Below are 18,043 nucleotides of genomic sequence, written 5' to 3'. Positions count from 1 at the left end.
GAGCTTTTAATTGTACAAACTTATTGCGTATAACCTTTAAATTACTGGATTTCCGCTTTCGTGGTCATGACATAAACAACCATACAATAAAGCCACAACGTCACAGGAATGACATAGATATATATCAAATGCTCTCAAAAAACGATTCAGTAAAAGAAATTTTTTCAAGATTCTCCGGAAAATACCAAATTAACAGAATTATAGATAATTATGGTTACGGTGAGGGGGTAGCATATTTCTTACTTAAAAGTTTAAATGAATTAATCTAGAAAGAGGAATTACAAATTCACTATCACGACTACGATTATCAAATCCACGCTAATCAAGAATATAGGTATATTTTTAAGAATAGTAATATTACAAAATATTTTATTGCTCCTGAAAAGAGCTTATTTTATCAATTAAAATTTGTTTATGCAGACAGGGTATACTCAAATGATTTGGAGAATTGGAATGTAAAACGAGGAGCGAGTACACACAGCCATAATTAATAGGTGAGCATGCGAGTCCTCCGAAGTTTTGCAGAAACAATTCTTCAAATCATTTGAGTATACAAGCTACAGGCAATCATCTATGTGGTAAAGATCAATATAATACTACCTATGTATTTTTAAATCCTGATTCATTTACTCTTAGCTACCAAGTTCTAGGACCTCAAAAAGACCATAATATTAATACTGTTTTTAATCGTATATAGTATTAGTATGTTCTCCAATTAGTTTAAAATATTCTTTCATACTATTGTCTATATCAGTTGTTTCCAAAGTTTGATTATTATCATCATTTGAATCATATATATCTTTTCTTTTAGAAAAGGAAAGTTTTAATCTCTTTTGAGACGAGGTAGGAGAAATAGTTTGATTAAATTTGGGGGTAATATCTTGTAATACATTCTTAGCATATTCAGGTGCATCAATATCATACCATTCTTTTATTTTAGCACATAAAATTTGTAGAATTTCAGGTAGGATTTTTTTAATTTCTTTCTTGAGAGATGCGTGTTTTTGAGCTAAAAACCCTTCAATATTTTTTAAGCTTTCAGTAAATTCCAAGTAGGTTATTTCAATTAAATCCTTTAAATCTTGAGAAAAATCCTTTTTTTCAAGCAATTTAGTTTTTGTAAGCTTTAAATTGCGTTCTCCTATATTGTTTACTTTAAGAATTAAAGCAGTTAAATTTTGGTCTAATGCATTTAACAAATTTATAGGACAATTCTCTAATTTATGCACTTTTGCTAAAAAAGATTTTATATCATTGCTTTTTACATTATCCATATTTTTGTAAAATTACATTGAAGCTAAGATGTCAAATATTCGTGCTATATTTGCTAGTTTATAATTATTTAATTTTTTACTAAGCCATTCTATTAATATATTACCTTCTTTAATAAGTAATAGATTACCATTTTGTACATTTGTAGTGTCATAAATCTATTGGACAGGAATTTGGTAACACATATTTATAGTTTTTCAGTATACCTCTTGTTTGAGCAACGGCATGCTCAGCAGACATAGGAAAAAACTCCTTATATGATAATAAATATACTATTTTTATCAATAAGTGCTAAAAACATAGGAGCCGTAAATAAGGTTGCATTATTGCTATGCGTTGCAAGCATAAATAACCAATGTGTTAACTTTTCTGCAAAGTAATTTATGATTTTATTATTCCTGCCAATCATTTCAGCAAAAGCTAAAAGTCATTTAGAATTATGTATGGGTTATTACTTATATTTTTTTAAGTTGATATTACTGTTTTGCAATTCTTGTAATAATACTTTCTTTGCATGCTGAGCATTAATACCGTCTGCTAAAGCAAATATCTTAGGAATAGAGTGATTTGGATTAAATACACAGTGCAATAGCTTTTGATAATCCTTATCACTTATATTTTCTTTGTTATAATCTTTAAATAATTATGTTTATTAAAAGCAGTTTTGATAATATTAAAATTTTCTTCGTAATACTCATTATCTACAACTAATATTTCAGATTTAATTTTTTTATAAATATTTCTAATAGTAGAATATTTAAAAAATCTATCAGCTAAATTATGTAATACTAAACCTAGCTTAAGTTTAAAATCTTCAGAGTTATATATATAATTAATATCTAGTATATTTTTAAGTAAAAAATTAAGATACTTAGGTAAAGTATAATTTCCTTTTAACTCTTCATCAGAGGAGCTATCAAAGTTTTCGTATTTTAGCATTATTATTTATAGTAGAATTAGTGTTAAATTATTTAGAAAAAAATATCCCTATAAGGGGGGCGAGAGTATCTAGTGTCTCCGTAAGGGCACTGAAATCATCTCTATACAATAAATCATTTGTAGTACATAATTCTTTAATATCTAAAGTTTGTCCAGTATTTCCCTCAAAACAATACATAAATGCCAAAGCTTCCGTAATTTTCTTATCTTTAACAAATTTAAATAATCGTTCTTTTCCATAAGTTATTGTATCTTCAACATCAGCTAAATCTTTCTCTACTAAGGGCATCATTGTATTTACTTCTTGAGCTAATAACTGAGGATCTATATTACTAGGATGACTTAGCGTATCTCATACCATTATAGTTATAATATTAACTATATACTAAAATATTAATCATTAATTAAGTTTTCTTTACTAATAGTGACAATTTATTTTATAAGTTAATTTTTGTTCAGTTTAGACTGAAGACAGATAATTTTATTGACAAAAGTTAATTTTTATTGTATTTTGCTCGCTTAGTATTTTTGAAAGGTAGTTATGGTAGATATAAACAATAATAAGATTAGCTTAGCACTATTTGAAGGCGGTGGAGTAAAAGGAAATATCCATTTAGAAAAATTAAAAATAATGGAGCAAATAACCGGTAAGCCTATTTGTGAGATATTCGATTTTACTGGAGGGACCAGTGTTGGAGGACTTATTTCTATTTTGCTTAATTTACCGAATCCTAATAATCCCGGAAAACCTTTATTCAGTGCAGAGCAAGCTCAAGAACTGTTTGAAGAAATGGCACACGATATTTTTCCGGTAGGATTAACTTTTAGAAAACTTTGGAGTTTTAATGGCTTATTCAGCCATAAATTTTCTCCTGAACCATTAGTAAAATTATTGAAAGAATATTGTAAGGATTATACCCTCAAGGATTTAATCGGTGATGTTGTAGTTACAGGTTATGATCTAAATAATAAACAAAATCCTCTTATAACCTTCTCTACTATAGCTGCTAGACAAAGTGAAGAGAATGATTATTACATTTCAGATATAATACAAGGCATCACTGCAGCACCTGGATATTTCCCCAGCCACAATTTCCGTAATATAACCAATACTAAATCACATAAAATTATTGATGGTGGAATATATGCTAATGACCCAACCTTACAAACATGGAAATTATTAAAGGAAAATAACTATCACATAGACAACGCTTTGTATTTATCATTAAAAGAAGAAAATAATGATGATTACCAAACTGTTTGTTGCGGCGGAGGCATGCTAGAACTAGTGAAAAATAATATGCCCGGTAAAATATTAGAAGCAACACAACAAGCTGATGAAAAAACCGCTCAAAGCATTTTTGGTAATAAATTAATAGAAATAGCTACTTATATTCCGGAAAAACATGCTGAGATGAGTAATTCTAGTACTGAAAATCTGCAAGCACTAAAAGAATTTGCTAAAAAGTCTATATATGGAAGCTCCACCTTTAGAAATGCACCTTATAATGAAAAGTTTAAAGAAGCTATTGATAAAATAATAAATCATTATAATGCAAATAACCCTAACGACCAAATTGTCATGAATAATTTTTATAAAGAGTTATTCCATATTAATACTTCTAATAACGCACTTGATAAAAGTTTTGAAAAGGAAGAGGATATAGCAAACAACGAGGATACAGTTAATACACCGATAGCTCAAGCTCTAGATTCTAAAGATATAGAACCTGGGAAAAAAGAATTATTAGCAGGTATCAAGGAGTTTTTTAATCCATTCATCGAAAAAAATCCAGAAGCAAAAGCAGATATAGAGAATTTTTTACACGAAATAAAAAATTTGACATTAGCAGAAATTGAAAAAGGTATTGTTAGTTTTAAAGAAGCTAGCTTAAAATGGCAAGCCGAGCAGAATAACCTTGATGTATTTAGTAGCTGTAGTATGGAAGCCTTAAAAGAGGATATGACTCTTGAGGGTGAAGAGCATACAGATGATATACCAGGTTATCTCTAACTTTCTTAATGTCATTCCCGCGTAGGCGGGAATCCAGTCAAAAAAAGTATAAATATGCTAGATTTTTAAAACTAAAAGTTCAATTTATCTCGCTTTACCTTGGATTCCTGTTTTCGTAGGAATGACATCGAATGCTTTCTTCGGGCCATACAACAACACCACAGCTGCTCACAATGACGACACCTGTGTTTAGTTAGGAATATTTGACTTTTTATTATATAAAATCCAAATACAGTAAAACGAAATAGCAGAGCTAATACTTAAAACGAAGCATAATAAAGCAAAATTGCTTATCGTTGTGCCGTGTATTTTAGAAACCAAATAAGTTACAGCAGCGATAACTACGTAGTATATTGCACCAAATATAGATCCTGCTGTACCTGTTACTTTAGCATAATCCTTCAGTGCATAACGAAGCGTCATAGGGATAAGTAGATTATGCCCAACCATATGAATCATCATCGGTGCAAATATCATAGCGATTGCAAGATTATGACTCGTTGAAATAACTTCTAATATAACAGCATTTACCGCAAATAATATACAACCGCACAAACTAAAAATAAATCCTAAACCCATAACTTTTTTATCGTGTACATGGCATTTTTTTATTAAATACCCTCCTAAAAAGCCTCCAAAGATAGCGGCAAAAGATAACAAAAACGCTAATTTACCGTAAAAAGATGGCGAAACTTTCATTTTATCAATCAAAATAAAAGGAGCTTCTATGAAAAAACCGTAATATATGCCGTTAAATGCACCGATGATAAAAGCATATAACCAAAGAATTTTATCTTTAATAATTACCTGCAAAACCTCAAAATATTTACTGCTTTGGGAAAAATCTATATAAGAATTTGTTTCAGGTAAAACTTTATAATATAAAGCTAACAATATAGTACCGGTAAGGCTAAAAAATACAAAAACATAATGCCAGCTTGAATATTCTATAATATAGCCCCCTATAGATGAACCTAGAGAAGGGATAAATAACAGCCACGGAGATAAGCTAGCATAGACATATGATAACTCTAAGCCTTGATAGGAGTCTCTAGCCATAGCCTGCCCAATAACAGAACCTACACTTACACCGAAAGCTTGCACAAAACGAGCTATCATCAGCATTTCTATATTAACTGCAAAAATGCTAATAATTGAAGATACAACATAAATAAAAAGCCCTAATAAAGCTATAGGTCTCCTGCCGTAAATATCCGATAATCTGCCGAGTGATAATATACCAAGAGCAAACCCTAGAAAATATAATGTAGATGTAATTTGAGTGAGACCACCGTCAATGCCAAAATATTTGGTTAAACTCGGTAATCCTGAAGTATAAATTGTTTCCGTAGTCGGTGATAAAATAAATAAGCATAAAAGCATCCATGCCGGAATCTTCGCAATAATTTTCATAAATGATTTTTTTTATTTCGGTTCATCGAGTTTTATCGATTAATCCGCTCCAAACAAATTTTTTCCATTATCATTTTTAATCTTTCTATTCTCTCAATCAAGTAAAGTAACTGCTCTCTGCTAATTCTATAATTTTTATCATATATTGCATCAACGTAAGCTTTTTCTAGTAATTCAAAACATTCTTTTTGGGAGACGATTGCAGAAATACTTTAAGTAGTTCAACATTATAATTTACACAATATACACCTAGCTTTCTTATATCGTGTAACTTTGGTTTGTAACAGGCAAAAACTAATAAAATGCTACTGTAAACACTTTCAGTGGCTTGATGCAGCTCAAAAGCACTTTTACTAAAATCACCTCTTTCTAATGGGTATTTACAATCAATAAAAAAACTCTTGCCTCTACCAAACCAGTATTCATAATCTTCTTTAGCCATTTCTTTTACTTCACTCCAAGGCAAATTTTTAGCTCGAGAAAGCTGCTCGCCACTATCATATAAAAAAATACCTTCATTCTTAATGTCGGTATAAAAATAACGCCCTTTTTCAAGCTTGTCTATCCAAGGTTCTAGCAAAAAAAACCTCGGCTTTTCTTAAGCTTGTTTGTTCTAACCTTTTTTCTATCTTAGATTCTACCCTTAAAGTAACATGCTCCTTAAATTTATCTTTTTTTCTACTAAAAAGTTAAAATCACTTGTATCACTATAAGTAATACCGTATACATATCTTTAACCCAATCACCTAGCATACGAGCCATACAAGATAATCAGGGCAATTTTATCCTTGGCAACAGCCAAAATTTGCTGCACTATATAATCAAGCCTATCTTGAACTTCAAGAGACCATTTTGGTCAAATTGTTTTCATAGCTGATCGTTATTTAAACGTTAAATCTAAAATGTACTATATCCCCATCCTGCATTTTATATTCTTTACCCTCTAAACGCATTTTACCTACTTCCTTGGCTTTTGCTTCACTACCGAGATTTATGTAATCTTTATAGCCGATAACTTCTGCTCTGATAAAACCTTTTTCAAAATCGGTATGAATAATACCGGCAGCAGCCGGTGCAAGTGTGCCGTCTTTAAAAGTCCAGCTATGGGCTTCCTTTGGTCCTATAGTAAAAAAGCTTTTAAGGTTTAAAAGATTATACCCCTCTTTAATGACTTTACTAAGCCCTGTTTCGTCTAAACCTATAAATTTTAAAAACTCTTCCTTTTCTTCCATGCTTTCAAGTAAAGCAATTTCAGCTTCTATTTTTGAAGAAATTACGACACTTTTAGCATTTTCTTTCTTTGCTCTTTCCGCTACTAATTTTGTAAATTCATTACCTATAGCTGCATCTTTTTCAAGTACGTTACATATATATAAAACGGGCTTAGAGGTAATTAACTGCAATTGTTTTAAATTATCAACTCTTAAAGCTTCATTTAGCACTCTTGCAGGTTTATCCTCACCTAATACCTTATAAACCTCTTTTAACAGCTCTATCTGCTCTGCCATTGCTTTATCGCCTGACTTCAAGCGTTTTGCACTTGTAGCTAAACGCTTTTCAACCGATTCTATATCGGCAAGTATTAATTCCGTTTCAATAATCTCGAGGTCATGCAGCGGATCGACTTTGTTATGTACGTGCATTATATCCTCATCTTCAAAACAACGCAGTACGTGCAGTATTGCATCGACTTCCCTGATATGAGATAAGAACTTATTACCTAGCCCCTCCCCTTTGCTTGCTCCTTTAACAAGCCCTGCAATATCGACAAACTCAATATAAGACGGAATAATTTTACCGCTTCCGGCTAAGCTTGCTAGTTTATGCAAACGCGCATCAGGCACTAAAACTTTGCTGCTATTAGGCTCAATAGTACAAAACGGATAATTAGCGGCATCTGCAGCCTGACTTGCCGTTAAGGCATTAAATAACGTCGACTTACCGACATTTGGCAACCCAACAATTCCGAGTTTTAGTGTCATAAATTTTTCCGTAAATAATACATTATAGAATCTTTTTCGTAACCGTGCATAGCAAATTCAATTTTATACCCCAGTGTCTCATAAAACGATTTTGCTTGGAAATCCATAGTAACAAGATGAATAAAATTACAGCCTCGTTCACGTGCTAAATCCTCAGCCTTTTGCATTAGTACAGTACCATAATAATTTTAGTTTCTTATATTTTCATTAACAAAGAGTGAATCAATGTAAAATCCCCCTAAGAACTCATACCGCTAATTCCTACAACAAAATTTTTATCCTGATCTAAACAGGAAAATGAAAAAGATTCAATATATCCTACTAACCCCTTGTGTTCTCTAGCATCTTTGTTCAATGCCTCAATAATTATAGTTCTATGAGTTCTATCCATTGCATCAGCATAAACAATTTCAAAATTTTGTGTCATAAATCGTTGCTTCTTTGCTGTTTAGTTTTAATATCGTTTTCCCGTCATTGCGAGGAGATGCGTAGCATCAATGTGGCAATCTCGTGCAGTAGTATAGAATTCCTGAGATTGCTTCGTCAAAACTTACAGTTTTTCCTTGCAATGACGAGTTGGTATCCACTCAGCAACGTCGATCAAGTCGTAGGAATAACATTGAATATATCAAGCTATCTTATTCTTAAATTCTTCTAACTTATTCTCTAATATTAAACCAAAGCTACTAGTGATTCTATCTATATCTTGCATTACTGTTTCATACTCCGGTTTAGAGAAATTATTAAGTACGTAATCTGCTACATCCTGATTATTTTGCGGTCTACCGACTCCAATCCTAATCCGGTTATAATTATTACCTATAACCCCATCAATCGACTTTAAACCATTATGCCCGCCATTACCGCCACCGGTTTTAAATTTTATTCTACCTGTTTCTAAATCAATATCATCATGAATAACAAAGATTTTTGCGGGGTGGATATTATAATATGTTTTCACCGATATCACTGACTTCCCGGACAAGTTCATATAGGTGGTAGGCTTTATAAAAATTATCTTTTGTCCATCACTAATAGTTTCAGCAATTTCACAATTGAATTTTTTCTTTGTACTAAATGATGAATTATATTGGTTTGCTATTTTCTCTATAGCAATAAAGCCGACATTATGCCTCGTATATTGATACTCTTTTCCTGGATTACCAAGACCAATAACAAGAATCATAATAATTTACCTAAGTAAATAGTAATGGAAAATTTTTAAAGAAGTATTGATTTGCAAGAAGTACAGAATAATGTCATTCTTAGCTCAGCATTATTGCGTGGATCGAAAAACCTACCCGATGTCATACCGTGGCTTGACCACGGTATCCAGAAAAAAATTAACAAAGACTGGATACCGCTATAAGCTCGCAGTATGACAATTAAAGATTACCGGATTCCCACTTCTAGCTAGGAATGGCATAAAACGAGCCAAACAACAACGCTTACGAATCCTTGCAATAACGATTTAAGTATCTAAGCAAGTCCTTATCGTGAAAATTATCTTACTTCCCTGCTTCAGCGGCTTGTTGTTCCCCTTCAGCGTCAGTTTTTACTCCTCTACGTCCTATAATAGTTGCAAGGACAAATTCTTTTTTTGTAACAAAACTACATCCTTTTGGTAATTCTATTTTTGACGATTTTAGCGAAGTAGCCATAGGCATATTAGTAACATCTATAGTTACGTTTCTTGGGATATTATTAACATCACATAATAAAGTAACTCTTCTTTTTACTATATTAAAGTATCCACCTCTTTTAACGCCTAAAGCTCTTTCTTTCCCTTCATATACTACAGGTACTTCCATTTTTTGGGTTTTCTCTTCTAAAAAGACAAAATCAACATGGCGTACTATATCCGTAACAGGATGTAAGTCTACAGCCTTCGGCAATACTTTATATTTTTTCTTATCAATTGTTAAATTAATTAACTGAGAGATAAAAGCCGGCTTTCTATAATATTTAGTTATTTCCTTTTCTTCCAAAGAAATACTAACTGGTGTTTTACCCGCTCCATAAATAATAGCCGGAACACGCCCTGCTCTTCTTAATGCTCTTGCTGCTCCCGTACCGAATTCCGTGCGGGATTCCGCTTCAAGCTCTAATATTTCACTCATTATTACTCCATATTAACTTATAATAAATCTTCATTATCATACTTAAGTACAATTAAAAATTCAAGTAAATTAATTTTTGACTAGAATATAGTAGTAATATATTCCTTAGTTAAAATTCTTTAATTTATTGGATATTGAAAAGAAATTTAGTTCTAACCGAAATTATTTTGTAAGGAAATTATGAAACAGATACAACCTAAGCGTATTGCAAATCCCTCAAACTGTGGAGAAGAAATTGCTGCCAAGGATATAATAAGGATTTTCTCCTTGAATCTATTATGTACTCTTCTGACGCTGACTATATTTGGGAGTGACAGCGAGAGTGAAGATAGTGAAGATGACGATTCTTATGTATCAATACTCTTGTTAAAAATTAAAGAACCGGAATGCAAAATTCACTTAGATTTAGTTTAGTATATTACATATGTGCTACCAAACAAATGTTAGAGAACAAGCAGACAATGCGGAGGTTTCTAATTTAGACAATGAAAAGCAGGTAATTACATGTAGCACAACTCCAACAATTCTGTACCGAAAGTTTTCAATTGAATCTATGATAACATCAACATCAAAAAGTAACATAGATGCTGACAAAATTATCTTACCTTTCCCTTCTGTAGAACAACAAAGACAATGAGGGAAATTATATCGTTATAATTAAAATTTTTAAAGAGCTTTATCCTTCTAATTCTGACAATGGTAACGTTGGAATAGTAATATTATTAGGTGATGAAAAGGGGTCATACGGCGACCTAAATCTATGGGATATTTAAAAATTTATGAGTTTGCAGAGATAATCTAGCACCGCTCTCTAATGCTAATTTTACTGCTAACTCATTATTTTCGCCATTAAGTCTTTGGTTGTTTTGATCCATAGGTTGAATAAAAACCGGTATATTATAAGAGGTTTGCCCTACTTCCGGTATGAGACTATATTCTAAAATATTTTTAGCAACGATAAATTTCACCGCACTAATTTTAGGCAATAAATCTTCTCTTATTTTACTATAACCGGTTTTACCTACCTTCGGCGAACAAATTATAGACACTTCTTTCGGCAAAGAACGATATAACGTACCGTTAGTCTCTATTTGAACTTTAACATCTCGGTCTAATAACTTCTGACATAATAACTCTATAGGTTGACGCATCGGCTCACCGCCGGTTATTACTACTAAATTAATCGATTTTTCATTTTTAGAATTTAATGCCAGGCTTTCTACTTTATTCAAAATCTTATCTATATCTACTAAATCAAAATCTTCAAACTCCGTATCACAAAAATTACAAGCAAGATTACATCCTCCAAGCCTAATAAAGATCGCAGGACAACCTACAAAAATGCCCTCCCCTTGTATAGTCTTAAAAATAGACTGTACCTCTAACTGAGTACCGTCACCGTTTAATATGCTTCTTTTAGGATTTTGTCCAAACATTTTTAAATTATTATCGATTGATTAAAAACATTATAGTACATTTTTATAAAAAAATCTTGCAATAACTAATAAACAAAACTATTATCTAGGTTTCATCGGTAATATGGCTTTGGTATGCCTAATGTTTTACCGTTTCAACCTAGAAATACCAATTATAAGGAACAATATGCCTAAATTAAAAACAAAATCTGCTGTAAAAAAACGTTTTAAACTTACTGCTAGCGGCAAGGTTATTGCATCTCAAGCAGGTAAAAAACATTTTATGCGTCGTCGTACTAAAGCTCAAATTCGTAACCTTAGAGGCACTACAATACTTTGTCCTCAAGACGGATATAATATTAAAAAATATTTTTTACCGTACGGTATAAATTAATTAACTAGGAGCTAAAGCAATGACACGTGCAAAATCAGGAAAAATTTCCAAAAGTCGACATAAGAAAATCCTTAAATTAGCCAAAGGCTATAGAGGTAGAGCAAATAGCTGTTTTAGAGTAGCTATTGAAAAAGTAGAAAAAGCCCTCCAATATGCTTATAGAGATCGTAGAAACCGTAAACGTGATTTTAGAGGCTTATGGATTCAAAGAATAAATGCAGCAGTAAGAGAACATGGGCTTGTTTACTCTCAATTTATGGGAGCTCTTAAAAAAGCAGAAATCGATATAGATCGTAAAGTACTTGCAGAACTTGCCGTCAATAACAGTGACGGATTCGTAAGTATCGTAGAAAAAGCAAAAGCACATATTTAAGTATTTAATGTCATCCCGTGGCTTGACCACGGGATGACATATTTATAATAATTAATTTTTATTTTCGTTCGGTATAAATATTATGAAACGTACATTTCAACCTAGTAATTTAGTTAGAAAAAGAAGACATGGTTTTAGATCTAGAATGGCGACTCCAACCGGAAGAGCAATCTTAAGAAAGCGTCGTGCTAAAGGTAGACATAAATTATCTGCTTAAAATAATCTGACTTACTAAATTGTCTATTACCTCTTTAAAAAATCAAAAAGAATTTGAGCTTATAAATAAGCTTGGAAAGAAGCTCCATGAGAGATATTTTATTTTGGTAATCGCCACAAAACTTCCAAAAAGCTTCCTTGAATCAAAATATAATACCTTTTTAGGAATCAAAGTTAGCAGAAAGCTAAATAAAAAAGCTGTAGTTCGCAACAAAATTAAAAGGCGTATACGACATCTAATTAGAATTATTGTTAGTGATTCTAGCTTTAAGGCTATAAAATTTGCAATGATTATTATTCCGAGAAAAGGATTTGAAGAGATAAACTTCTCACACTTGAATTATGAATTAAGTAAAGTAATTCTAAGAAATATTTAGATTTTAATAGACCTCTTCGGAAACTCGCTTATAGAGAGGAATTTGAAGGAGACACGGAACGCAGAACCGCAGCATACAAAAGAGTACGTGAGGATTCGAGTACCGGATCGACGTACAAATTACCTCTAGAAGTAGAGTGTCCGAAGAGGTCTTTGAAATGACTTGGCATTACTCACGTGGCTTGGTTTTGCCGTCATTGCGAGGAAAAATTGAAAATTTTGACGAAGCAATCCAGTAAAAAATTCTGATCTACAAATTTTTTACTATTTTTTATAGATTGCCACGCTCCTTACAGTCGCTGCGTTGTGGCATGGCTTGTTTTATGTCATTCCCGCTTTCGCGGGAATGACATCGAGTAGGTTTTTCAAACCATGCAAGCAAGCCTTCCACGGGAATAATATTGAATTTTATTACTTATACTCCCTCTGTCCCCTCTCCTAATGCCGGTACTTCTTCTACTACAGTAAGTGTTGTATATATAGTATTTTCTTCAGACGTAATAGTATTTATAGTAGAATTATAATATTTTTTTACTAATTCGATAACGTCTAAATTATGTGTCTCTTCTGCCTTATAAATATTATAGCTACCTACCTCTATAGTAGGATGCTCAAGTACAGCTTTTAGAATAGCTAAATCACCTTTCTCTATAGCCTTATCAAGATTATATAATGCTATGTTTGTAGTACTATGCTCAAGTACAGCTTTTAGAATAGCTAAATCACCTTTCTCTATAGCCTTATTAAGATTATATGATTCTATGTTTGTAGTACTATGCTCAAGTACAGCTTTTAGAATAGCTAAATCACCTTTCTCTATAGCCTCATAAATATTATAGCTATCTACCTCTATAGTACTATGCTCAAGTACAGCTTTTAGAATAGCTAAATCACCTTTCTCTATAGCCTTATTAAGATTATATGATTCTATGTTTGTAGTACTATGCTCAAGTACAGCTTTTAGAATAGCTAAATCACCTTTCTCTATAGCCTTATTAAGATTATATGATTCTATGTTTGTAGTACTATGCTCAAGTACAGCTTTTAGAATAGCTAAATCACCTTTCTCTATAGCCTTATTAAGATTATAGGTACTTACTTTAGTATCACCATAATTAAGTAAACAAATTAATAGTTTAGAATTCCCTTTCTCTATAGCGTTCGCTATACTAGTATCAGTGCATAATCCTTTCTGATTTAACATAGTCTCTATCTTGCTTAGAGAAAATTTATTAAAATTACATACTTCTAAGGTTAAAGCGCTATTAAATACCCTGATTAAGTCATCGTATGTTAATTCTTTCGGCTTTGTTTCTATATTTAAGTTAAATATTTCAGGATATGATTCATGATATTTCTCATGAATATTTTTATAAAATTTTACAAAAGCTTTATATTCTTTATGGAGAAAAGCCGGCAACTCCTTTATGCTTTTCATCTGTTTAATTTTATTAGCACTTAAAGAAAAACTATAAATTTGATCGTCTAATTTATAGCTTATACTAAAATCTGATGCTACTAATAGATGAAAATGCTCTCTTATATATTCAAATAAAGAGTCATTTTTTGTTCTAGCATCGTAATTATTTTGAGCTAATAGTACAATATTTGCATCGCTGGCCTTATTATAAGTGCATAACACCATATTGCCCTGTATCCAATCTAAATGATGTTGAGCGGCTCCTGAATGACAAGAAAATATATGAACAATATTACATTGATTTGCAGTGGTATTATTTTGTATTTTATTAAGCAGTGTAATATCTAACACAGAAGTTGTACCTTCATCAGAAAATATACGCATTGATAAGTAAGAAGGCTCAGGCATAAAGTATGATTTAATTCTTCCCACTAAACCTAAATTAGTAGGTTTATAGAAAAACTCTAATCCATGTGCACTTATAAAATATTCACTACCTGTACCTGAAGGTAATTCAGCTAAGGTTTTTATTTCCTTGATATCAGAATTTACATTTCTCACACTTATATTCGGGCCTTTAAACAATATTTTTTGCATATTTATATCCTTATATATTATATAATTAACTTAATTATCATATCCTATAGGAATTACCACATAATATGGCAATTTTTTATAAAAGTCAAGATATAGTTGGTATTTTATTCATAGCTGTTAAGTTTTTAACAAGAAAAAATCATATAAAGCTATATAGTATTTATAAAAATTTAGAGTTGATAATTATAGATAATAGCATTGAAAATAAGGCTATAAAGTAACCGACAAAAAAGGGATAAGATTTTTTTTAATCTTATCCCTAGTTGCGAATAAAAATAGAGTTTAGAAAGAACTTACAATATTATTTATTAAATCTCCGGATCAGTATTTCCCAATATTGTTGTATCTGAATTACTATCCGTATTTTCTTCCATAAAATTTAAATTGAGTGCAATAGTATTATTTAAAAGAATTTCAGAAGTGATCCTTAATTACTGATTGACCATTATTTATATTTTCTATTATACCTTTTGAAACAATATTTGACCCTAATGTACCCTCACTAGATATATTTAAAGTACTGCCTGATACTAGATTTAGTGTACCAACGATATTCAAAGACCTTCCTGCTTCTATAATTACGGTAGTATCAGAATTGAATTAGATATTACTAAGAATCACATTTGATGCTATAATAAGTTTAAGAGTATTCATGTTCATAGAGTCTAAATGAATATCTAAACAATCTTCAACCTTTATTTCTTTTAAATAATTTTCTTATGCCTCTTGTGACATCTCAAGTAACTCATTTTTAGAAATAGTCATTTTTTCTGTTAATTTATATAAATTTCTATCTTTTAAGAGATCTAATAAAATTTTTACTAGGTAACAACTGCAATAGTTCCTTATAAGTTATGGTATCGGAACACCATTTTATTAACTTCCAATTTTCAAAAAAGAATTTTTTATCATTTTCTTCTGTTAGTGTTCTATAGAATTTTATCCGCTCATCATTTACCGTAAAATCATCAGCTCACTTTTTGAGCGTTTCTTCTAACCTATCTAATATTGCTAAATCAAAAAAATCATTACTGTTATGTATTTGATCATTATTAAAAGTAAGGATTGTACTATTTCCTGCTATTAACTCACATAACTTATCTAACTCATGACCAACTACGTAATCAATATCTTTAAAACTAAGTTGCTTTTGTTTAAGTAATTTTTAAATATTTTCATTAAGAAGATAAGTTGTTTTTGTTTGTATAGTTTATTGCTCCAAGTTCATTTATGCCTTTGTGCTTATCATCTTAATAATAATTACGAGCAATTTCAAATAATTTTGTTACTGCATTTGCACTAGCCATATAATTATAACTAGCTAATGTATTTAATAATTCACGATTTGAAATAATAGCTTTCATTTCTTCTGCACTTAATATTTTCTCTTTCACTAAAAAATGATCTTCCATCTTTTCTATTGATGATTTAGCTCTTACCGCTTTTACCCTTGCCCCTAATTGTTTATAACTATCTATACTTTCCTTATCTTGTTTTTTCTGATACACCTCTTCTATTGCTTTTTGCTCTAATTCATTACTCTTATTCCACTCCCAAGCCTTTTTTTCTTCATTTTCAGGTTGATCGTTTTTAATATGCTCTATTTTTGTATCTATTTCTACAATTTTCTCTTCTATAGATATACTTGATTTTTTATATATTTCTGCAAAAAATTCATCCTCTATTGTATAATTTTTATCTTTAATATATTTCCTAAATTCTGATTTTAATCTAAAGAATTCTTGCATGACTCCAGAATTTTTAATAATCTCAGGCAATTCAAAATTATTTAAATCACCTTGGATATATTGAAAATTTTCTTTTTGCTCTTCATAGTCAAATAAAAATTCTGCTTTTATATACTCTTCAATAGCATCAATAACACTTACTATAAAACTTGTCTTTTCTACTGCAAAATCTAATTCGCTCATATTTAAATCCTAATTATTATTAAATTGAAATTTAAGAAATTTTAACTGTTGGTAATATAGTCATTCAATGAGATTTGCATAAAAGGCGCAAGGCACGAAGCCTATAACTAATAGGAAAGCAACGAGTAATGATGTAGGTGAGTCCAAATCAATTGACTATAAAATACGGTCATTGATTTTTATGCAAAATTCTATCGAACTATTCTCAATAAAAACTTACCACCACTTCCGTTTCTTAAAATATTTATAGGTAATAATTGTAGATAATAGCATTAAGAATAAGGCTATAGGATAACCATATGGTGATTTAAGCTCAGGCATTACGGTAAAATTCATGCCGTAAATACTAGCTATTAAAGTGGGTGGGAGAAAAAATATAGTAACCAACGAGAAAATTTTAATAATATTATTTTGTTCAATTGCAATCATACCGAGTGCTGCGTCTAGGGTTCTTGCAATCTCGCTAGATATAAATTGTGAAAAATTAATTATTGAGCCTACGTCTCGAAGCAATGTATCTAATAGATCCTTAGATGCTTTATTGTGAGTTATTTGTGGAGATTTTAAAATATATTGAATAGCCATAGTTAAAGAAAATAAACACTCACGGCTTTTAGAAAGTAAATCACCTTTTCGACCTATTTTCTTTAATACATTGGTATGATCTATACGCAAATCATTAATATTATTATCAAGTATTAAACGTCCATAATCATCAATATCCATACTAATCGACTGTACAATATTCGATAATCTTGTTACCATATTACGAAGTAACATAAATAAAATATTTTCTGCATTATGTTTGTTATTAAGCTGCTTAGCAAATTTATTTATACAGTCATTAAAGGGTATTAATTCTACGTAACGAACTGTTATAAGACAACATTTATGCAAAATAAATACTATAGAATGTGTTTCAGGAAATTCTTGCTCTTTATTAACGAGTTCCGTAATAGTTAGATATAACGCCTCATTTTCAACATATAACCTCTCAGAAATCTCAATTTGCGATATGTCCTTTAAAGTCGGTATTTCTATATTTAATGTATTTTTTACTATTACTTTTTCTTCATCTGTTATATTGAATAAATCAATCCATAATGTGGATTCATTAATAATATATTCTTCATTTTTTACTATAGAACTATTTTCCTTTAAATATGTAGTTATCATATAATCTCAAATATGTTTTTATAGAGATTAACAAACTTCACTCTTTAAAGCAACTTAAAGCTTTTATTCTCGTAGATGATGCCTATTATTAGACTTCTTGCATAACCTATCTAGAAAGAGGGACTTTGAAAGAAAGACGGAAGCACTTGCCACCGCAGCGTACACGCAAGCAACGTGAGGATGCGAGTACCGGATTGACGTACAAATCACCTTTAGAAGGAGGTTATGCAAGAAGTCTATTTTCTAAATAACAAATAATATACAATATAAAACCATCCAAAAAATCCATGAATGATAGCCCCTAATATTGATTTATTCACATTAAATGATATTACTATGCAAGTATTGTTCCAAGAGCAATACCACCATATCCTAAGTAATTCATATATTTTATCCTTAATATTT

At 30.8% G+C, this 18,043-nt stretch carries 24 protein-coding genes and 3 pseudogenes; 11 read left to right on the top strand and 16 right to left on the bottom strand.

The genetic code is table 11. The annotated features are described in order from the left end of the window. Nucleotides 1–128: 128 nt before the first annotated feature. Nucleotides 129–269, top strand: a complete 141-nt coding sequence (locus RJP_RS09630; RefSeq protein WP_167535735.1) for a hypothetical protein — start codon at nucleotides 129–131, stop codon at nucleotides 267–269. A gap of 275 nt (nucleotides 270–544) precedes the next feature. Further along, nucleotides 545–697: a DUF6314 family protein gene (locus RJP_RS10670; RefSeq protein ID WP_222610397.1), complete on the top strand. Its 153-nt coding sequence runs from the start codon at nucleotides 545–547 to the stop codon at nucleotides 695–697. Here RJP_RS10670 and RJP_RS10665 read toward each other — a convergent pair. The 4 genes from RJP_RS10665 to RJP_RS04930 all read right to left on the bottom strand — a co-directional run bounded on the left by RJP_RS10665 (nucleotide 684) and on the right by RJP_RS04930 (nucleotide 2,503). Then, nucleotides 684–1,274 (bottom strand): hypothetical protein, encoded by a 591-nt coding sequence (locus RJP_RS10665; protein WP_225981236.1) that lies wholly within the window; start codon nucleotides 1,272–1,274, stop codon nucleotides 684–686. The two genes, RJP_RS10670 and RJP_RS10665, sit on opposite strands and share 14 nt — an antisense overlap. A gap of 251 nt (nucleotides 1,275–1,525) precedes the next feature. Continuing rightward, nucleotides 1,526–1,681: a hypothetical protein gene (locus RJP_RS10660; protein ID WP_225981237.1), complete on the bottom strand. Its 156-nt coding sequence runs from the start codon at nucleotides 1,679–1,681 to the stop codon at nucleotides 1,526–1,528. A gap of 203 nt (nucleotides 1,682–1,884) precedes the next feature. Continuing rightward, entirely contained in the window at nucleotides 1,885–2,211 is a 327-nt protein-coding gene (locus RJP_RS04935) for a hypothetical protein (protein ID WP_014120966.1), read from the bottom strand. Between the two features lie 28 nt (nucleotides 2,212–2,239). Continuing rightward, complete coding sequence (locus tag RJP_RS04930; protein WP_014120965.1) at nucleotides 2,240–2,503, bottom strand: hypothetical protein; 264 nt, start codon at nucleotides 2,501–2,503, stop codon at nucleotides 2,240–2,242. Nucleotides 2,504–2,752: 249 nt separating this feature from the next. On the opposite strand from RJP_RS04930, the gene RJP_RS04925 reads away from it, so the two are divergent. Further along, nucleotides 2,753–4,225 (top strand): patatin-like phospholipase family protein, encoded by a 1,473-nt coding sequence (locus tag RJP_RS04925; protein ID WP_014120964.1) that lies wholly within the window; start codon nucleotides 2,753–2,755, stop codon nucleotides 4,223–4,225. A gap of 189 nt (nucleotides 4,226–4,414) precedes the next feature. Here RJP_RS04925 and RJP_RS04920 read toward each other — a convergent pair whose 3' ends face one another. The 6 genes and pseudogenes from RJP_RS04920 to pth all read right to left on the bottom strand — a co-directional run bounded on the left by RJP_RS04920 (nucleotide 4,415) and on the right by pth (nucleotide 8,806). Beyond that, nucleotides 4,415–5,638, bottom strand: a complete 1,224-nt coding sequence (locus RJP_RS04920) for a Bcr/CflA family efflux MFS transporter (RefSeq protein WP_014120963.1) — start codon at nucleotides 5,636–5,638, stop codon at nucleotides 4,415–4,417. A gap of 166 nt (nucleotides 5,639–5,804) precedes the next feature. Next, nucleotides 5,805–6,218, bottom strand: a complete 414-nt coding sequence (locus RJP_RS08140) for a HEPN domain-containing protein (RefSeq protein WP_225981238.1) — start codon at nucleotides 6,216–6,218, stop codon at nucleotides 5,805–5,807. A gap of 304 nt (nucleotides 6,219–6,522) precedes the next feature. After that, nucleotides 6,523–7,620, bottom strand: coding sequence for a redox-regulated ATPase YchF (gene ychF / locus RJP_RS04910; protein WP_014120962.1), 1,098 nt, complete (start codon nucleotides 7,618–7,620; stop codon nucleotides 6,523–6,525). Further along, nucleotides 7,617–7,787, bottom strand: a complete 171-nt coding sequence (locus RJP_RS04905; protein ID WP_024704620.1) for an N-acetyltransferase — start codon at nucleotides 7,785–7,787, stop codon at nucleotides 7,617–7,619. Before RJP_RS04905 ends, ychF begins: the two co-directional genes overlap by 4 nt. Before the next feature lie 74 nt (nucleotides 7,788–7,861). After that, nucleotides 7,862–8,047, bottom strand: a pseudogene (locus RJP_RS04900) (acetyltransferase); the annotation flags it as partial. 201 nt (nucleotides 8,048–8,248) lie between these two features. After that, the gene (pth, locus tag RJP_RS04895) at nucleotides 8,249–8,806 is read right to left on the bottom strand and encodes an aminoacyl-tRNA hydrolase (RefSeq protein WP_014120961.1); all 558 of its coding nucleotides are present in this window, start codon (nucleotides 8,804–8,806) and stop codon (nucleotides 8,249–8,251) included. Between the two features lie 51 nt (nucleotides 8,807–8,857). Here pth and RJP_RS11090 point away from each other — a divergent pair, with 51 nt between their 5' ends. Continuing rightward, nucleotides 8,858–8,989, top strand: a complete 132-nt coding sequence (locus RJP_RS11090) for a hypothetical protein (RefSeq protein WP_261368691.1) — start codon at nucleotides 8,858–8,860, stop codon at nucleotides 8,987–8,989. A gap of 139 nt (nucleotides 8,990–9,128) precedes the next feature. On the opposite strand, the gene RJP_RS04890 is transcribed toward RJP_RS11090, so the two are convergent. Continuing rightward, a complete protein-coding gene (locus RJP_RS04890) occupies nucleotides 9,129–9,740 on the bottom strand; it encodes a 50S ribosomal protein L25/general stress protein Ctc (RefSeq protein ID WP_014120960.1) in 612 nt (203 codons plus the stop codon). Nucleotides 9,741–9,920: 180 nt separating this feature from the next. On the opposite strand from RJP_RS04890, the gene RJP_RS10655 reads away from it, so the two are divergent. Continuing rightward, on the top strand, nucleotides 9,921–10,154 hold the full coding sequence (locus RJP_RS10655; RefSeq protein ID WP_225981239.1) for a hypothetical protein: 234 nt from the start codon (nucleotides 9,921–9,923) through the stop codon (nucleotides 10,152–10,154). 344 nt (nucleotides 10,155–10,498) lie between these two features. Here the strand turns inward: RJP_RS10655 and RJP_RS04875 are convergent, their stop codons facing one another. Further along, nucleotides 10,499–11,176: a 7-carboxy-7-deazaguanine synthase QueE gene (locus tag RJP_RS04875; RefSeq protein WP_004997925.1), complete on the bottom strand. Its 678-nt coding sequence runs from the start codon at nucleotides 11,174–11,176 to the stop codon at nucleotides 10,499–10,501. A 166-nt stretch (nucleotides 11,177–11,342) separates the two neighbouring features. Here RJP_RS04875 and rpmI point away from each other — a divergent pair, with 166 nt between their 5' ends. The 4 genes from rpmI (at nucleotide 11,343) to rnpA (ending at nucleotide 12,515) form a co-directional block, all read left to right on the top strand. Further along, the gene (gene rpmI / locus RJP_RS04870; protein ID WP_004997924.1) at nucleotides 11,343–11,549 is read left to right on the top strand and encodes a 50S ribosomal protein L35; all 207 of its coding nucleotides are present in this window, start codon (nucleotides 11,343–11,345) and stop codon (nucleotides 11,547–11,549) included. A 19-nt stretch (nucleotides 11,550–11,568) separates the two neighbouring features. Then, nucleotides 11,569–11,922 (top strand): 50S ribosomal protein L20, encoded by a 354-nt coding sequence (gene rplT, locus RJP_RS04865; RefSeq protein WP_014014575.1) that lies wholly within the window; start codon nucleotides 11,569–11,571, stop codon nucleotides 11,920–11,922. 82 nt (nucleotides 11,923–12,004) lie between these two features. Further along, nucleotides 12,005–12,139 carry a 50S ribosomal protein L34 gene (gene rpmH, locus RJP_RS04860; protein ID WP_011270688.1) on the top strand — a complete coding sequence of 45 codons (135 nt, stop codon included), beginning with the start codon at nucleotides 12,005–12,007 and terminating at the stop codon, nucleotides 12,137–12,139. A gap of 19 nt (nucleotides 12,140–12,158) precedes the next feature. After that, nucleotides 12,159–12,515 carry a ribonuclease P protein component gene (rnpA, locus tag RJP_RS04855; RefSeq protein WP_014014576.1) on the top strand — a complete coding sequence of 119 codons (357 nt, stop codon included), beginning with the start codon at nucleotides 12,159–12,161 and terminating at the stop codon, nucleotides 12,513–12,515. A gap of 414 nt (nucleotides 12,516–12,929) precedes the next feature. On the opposite strand, the gene RJP_RS04850 is transcribed toward rnpA, so the two are convergent. Then, complete coding sequence (locus RJP_RS04850) at nucleotides 12,930–14,531, bottom strand: hypothetical protein (RefSeq protein ID WP_014120958.1); 1,602 nt, start codon at nucleotides 14,529–14,531, stop codon at nucleotides 12,930–12,932. Nucleotides 14,532–14,596: 65 nt separating this feature from the next. Here RJP_RS04850 and RJP_RS09625 point away from each other — a divergent pair, with 65 nt between their 5' ends. After that, nucleotides 14,597–14,752 (top strand): hypothetical protein, encoded by a 156-nt coding sequence (locus tag RJP_RS09625; protein WP_014014578.1) that lies wholly within the window; start codon nucleotides 14,597–14,599, stop codon nucleotides 14,750–14,752. Nucleotides 14,753–14,934: 182 nt separating this feature from the next. On the opposite strand, the pseudogene RJP_RS08125 reads toward RJP_RS09625, so the two are convergent. The 3 genes and pseudogenes from RJP_RS08125 to RJP_RS04835 all read right to left on the bottom strand — a co-directional run bounded on the left by RJP_RS08125 (nucleotide 14,935) and on the right by RJP_RS04835 (nucleotide 17,638). After that, nucleotides 14,935–15,191: pseudogene (locus RJP_RS08125) on the bottom strand (hypothetical protein). A gap of 944 nt (nucleotides 15,192–16,135) precedes the next feature. Further along, nucleotides 16,136–16,462, bottom strand: a pseudogene (locus tag RJP_RS11430) (hypothetical protein); the annotation flags it as partial. A 216-nt stretch (nucleotides 16,463–16,678) separates the two neighbouring features. Continuing rightward, nucleotides 16,679–17,638: a magnesium transporter CorA family protein gene (locus tag RJP_RS04835; RefSeq protein WP_014120957.1), complete on the bottom strand. Its 960-nt coding sequence runs from the start codon at nucleotides 17,636–17,638 to the stop codon at nucleotides 16,679–16,681. A gap of 125 nt (nucleotides 17,639–17,763) precedes the next feature. Here RJP_RS04835 and RJP_RS11085 point away from each other — a divergent pair, with 125 nt between their 5' ends. Next, the gene (locus tag RJP_RS11085) at nucleotides 17,764–17,889 is read left to right on the top strand and encodes a hypothetical protein (RefSeq protein ID WP_261792617.1); all 126 of its coding nucleotides are present in this window, start codon (nucleotides 17,764–17,766) and stop codon (nucleotides 17,887–17,889) included. Nucleotides 17,890–18,043 lie beyond the last annotated feature (154 nt).

Origin of the sequence: Rickettsia japonica YH, from assembly GCF_000283595.1 — a bacterium.
GTDB classification, from domain to species: Bacteria; Pseudomonadota; Alphaproteobacteria; order Rickettsiales; family Rickettsiaceae; genus Rickettsia; species Rickettsia rickettsii.
This window is presented reverse-complemented; position numbering and strand designations above follow the sequence as displayed.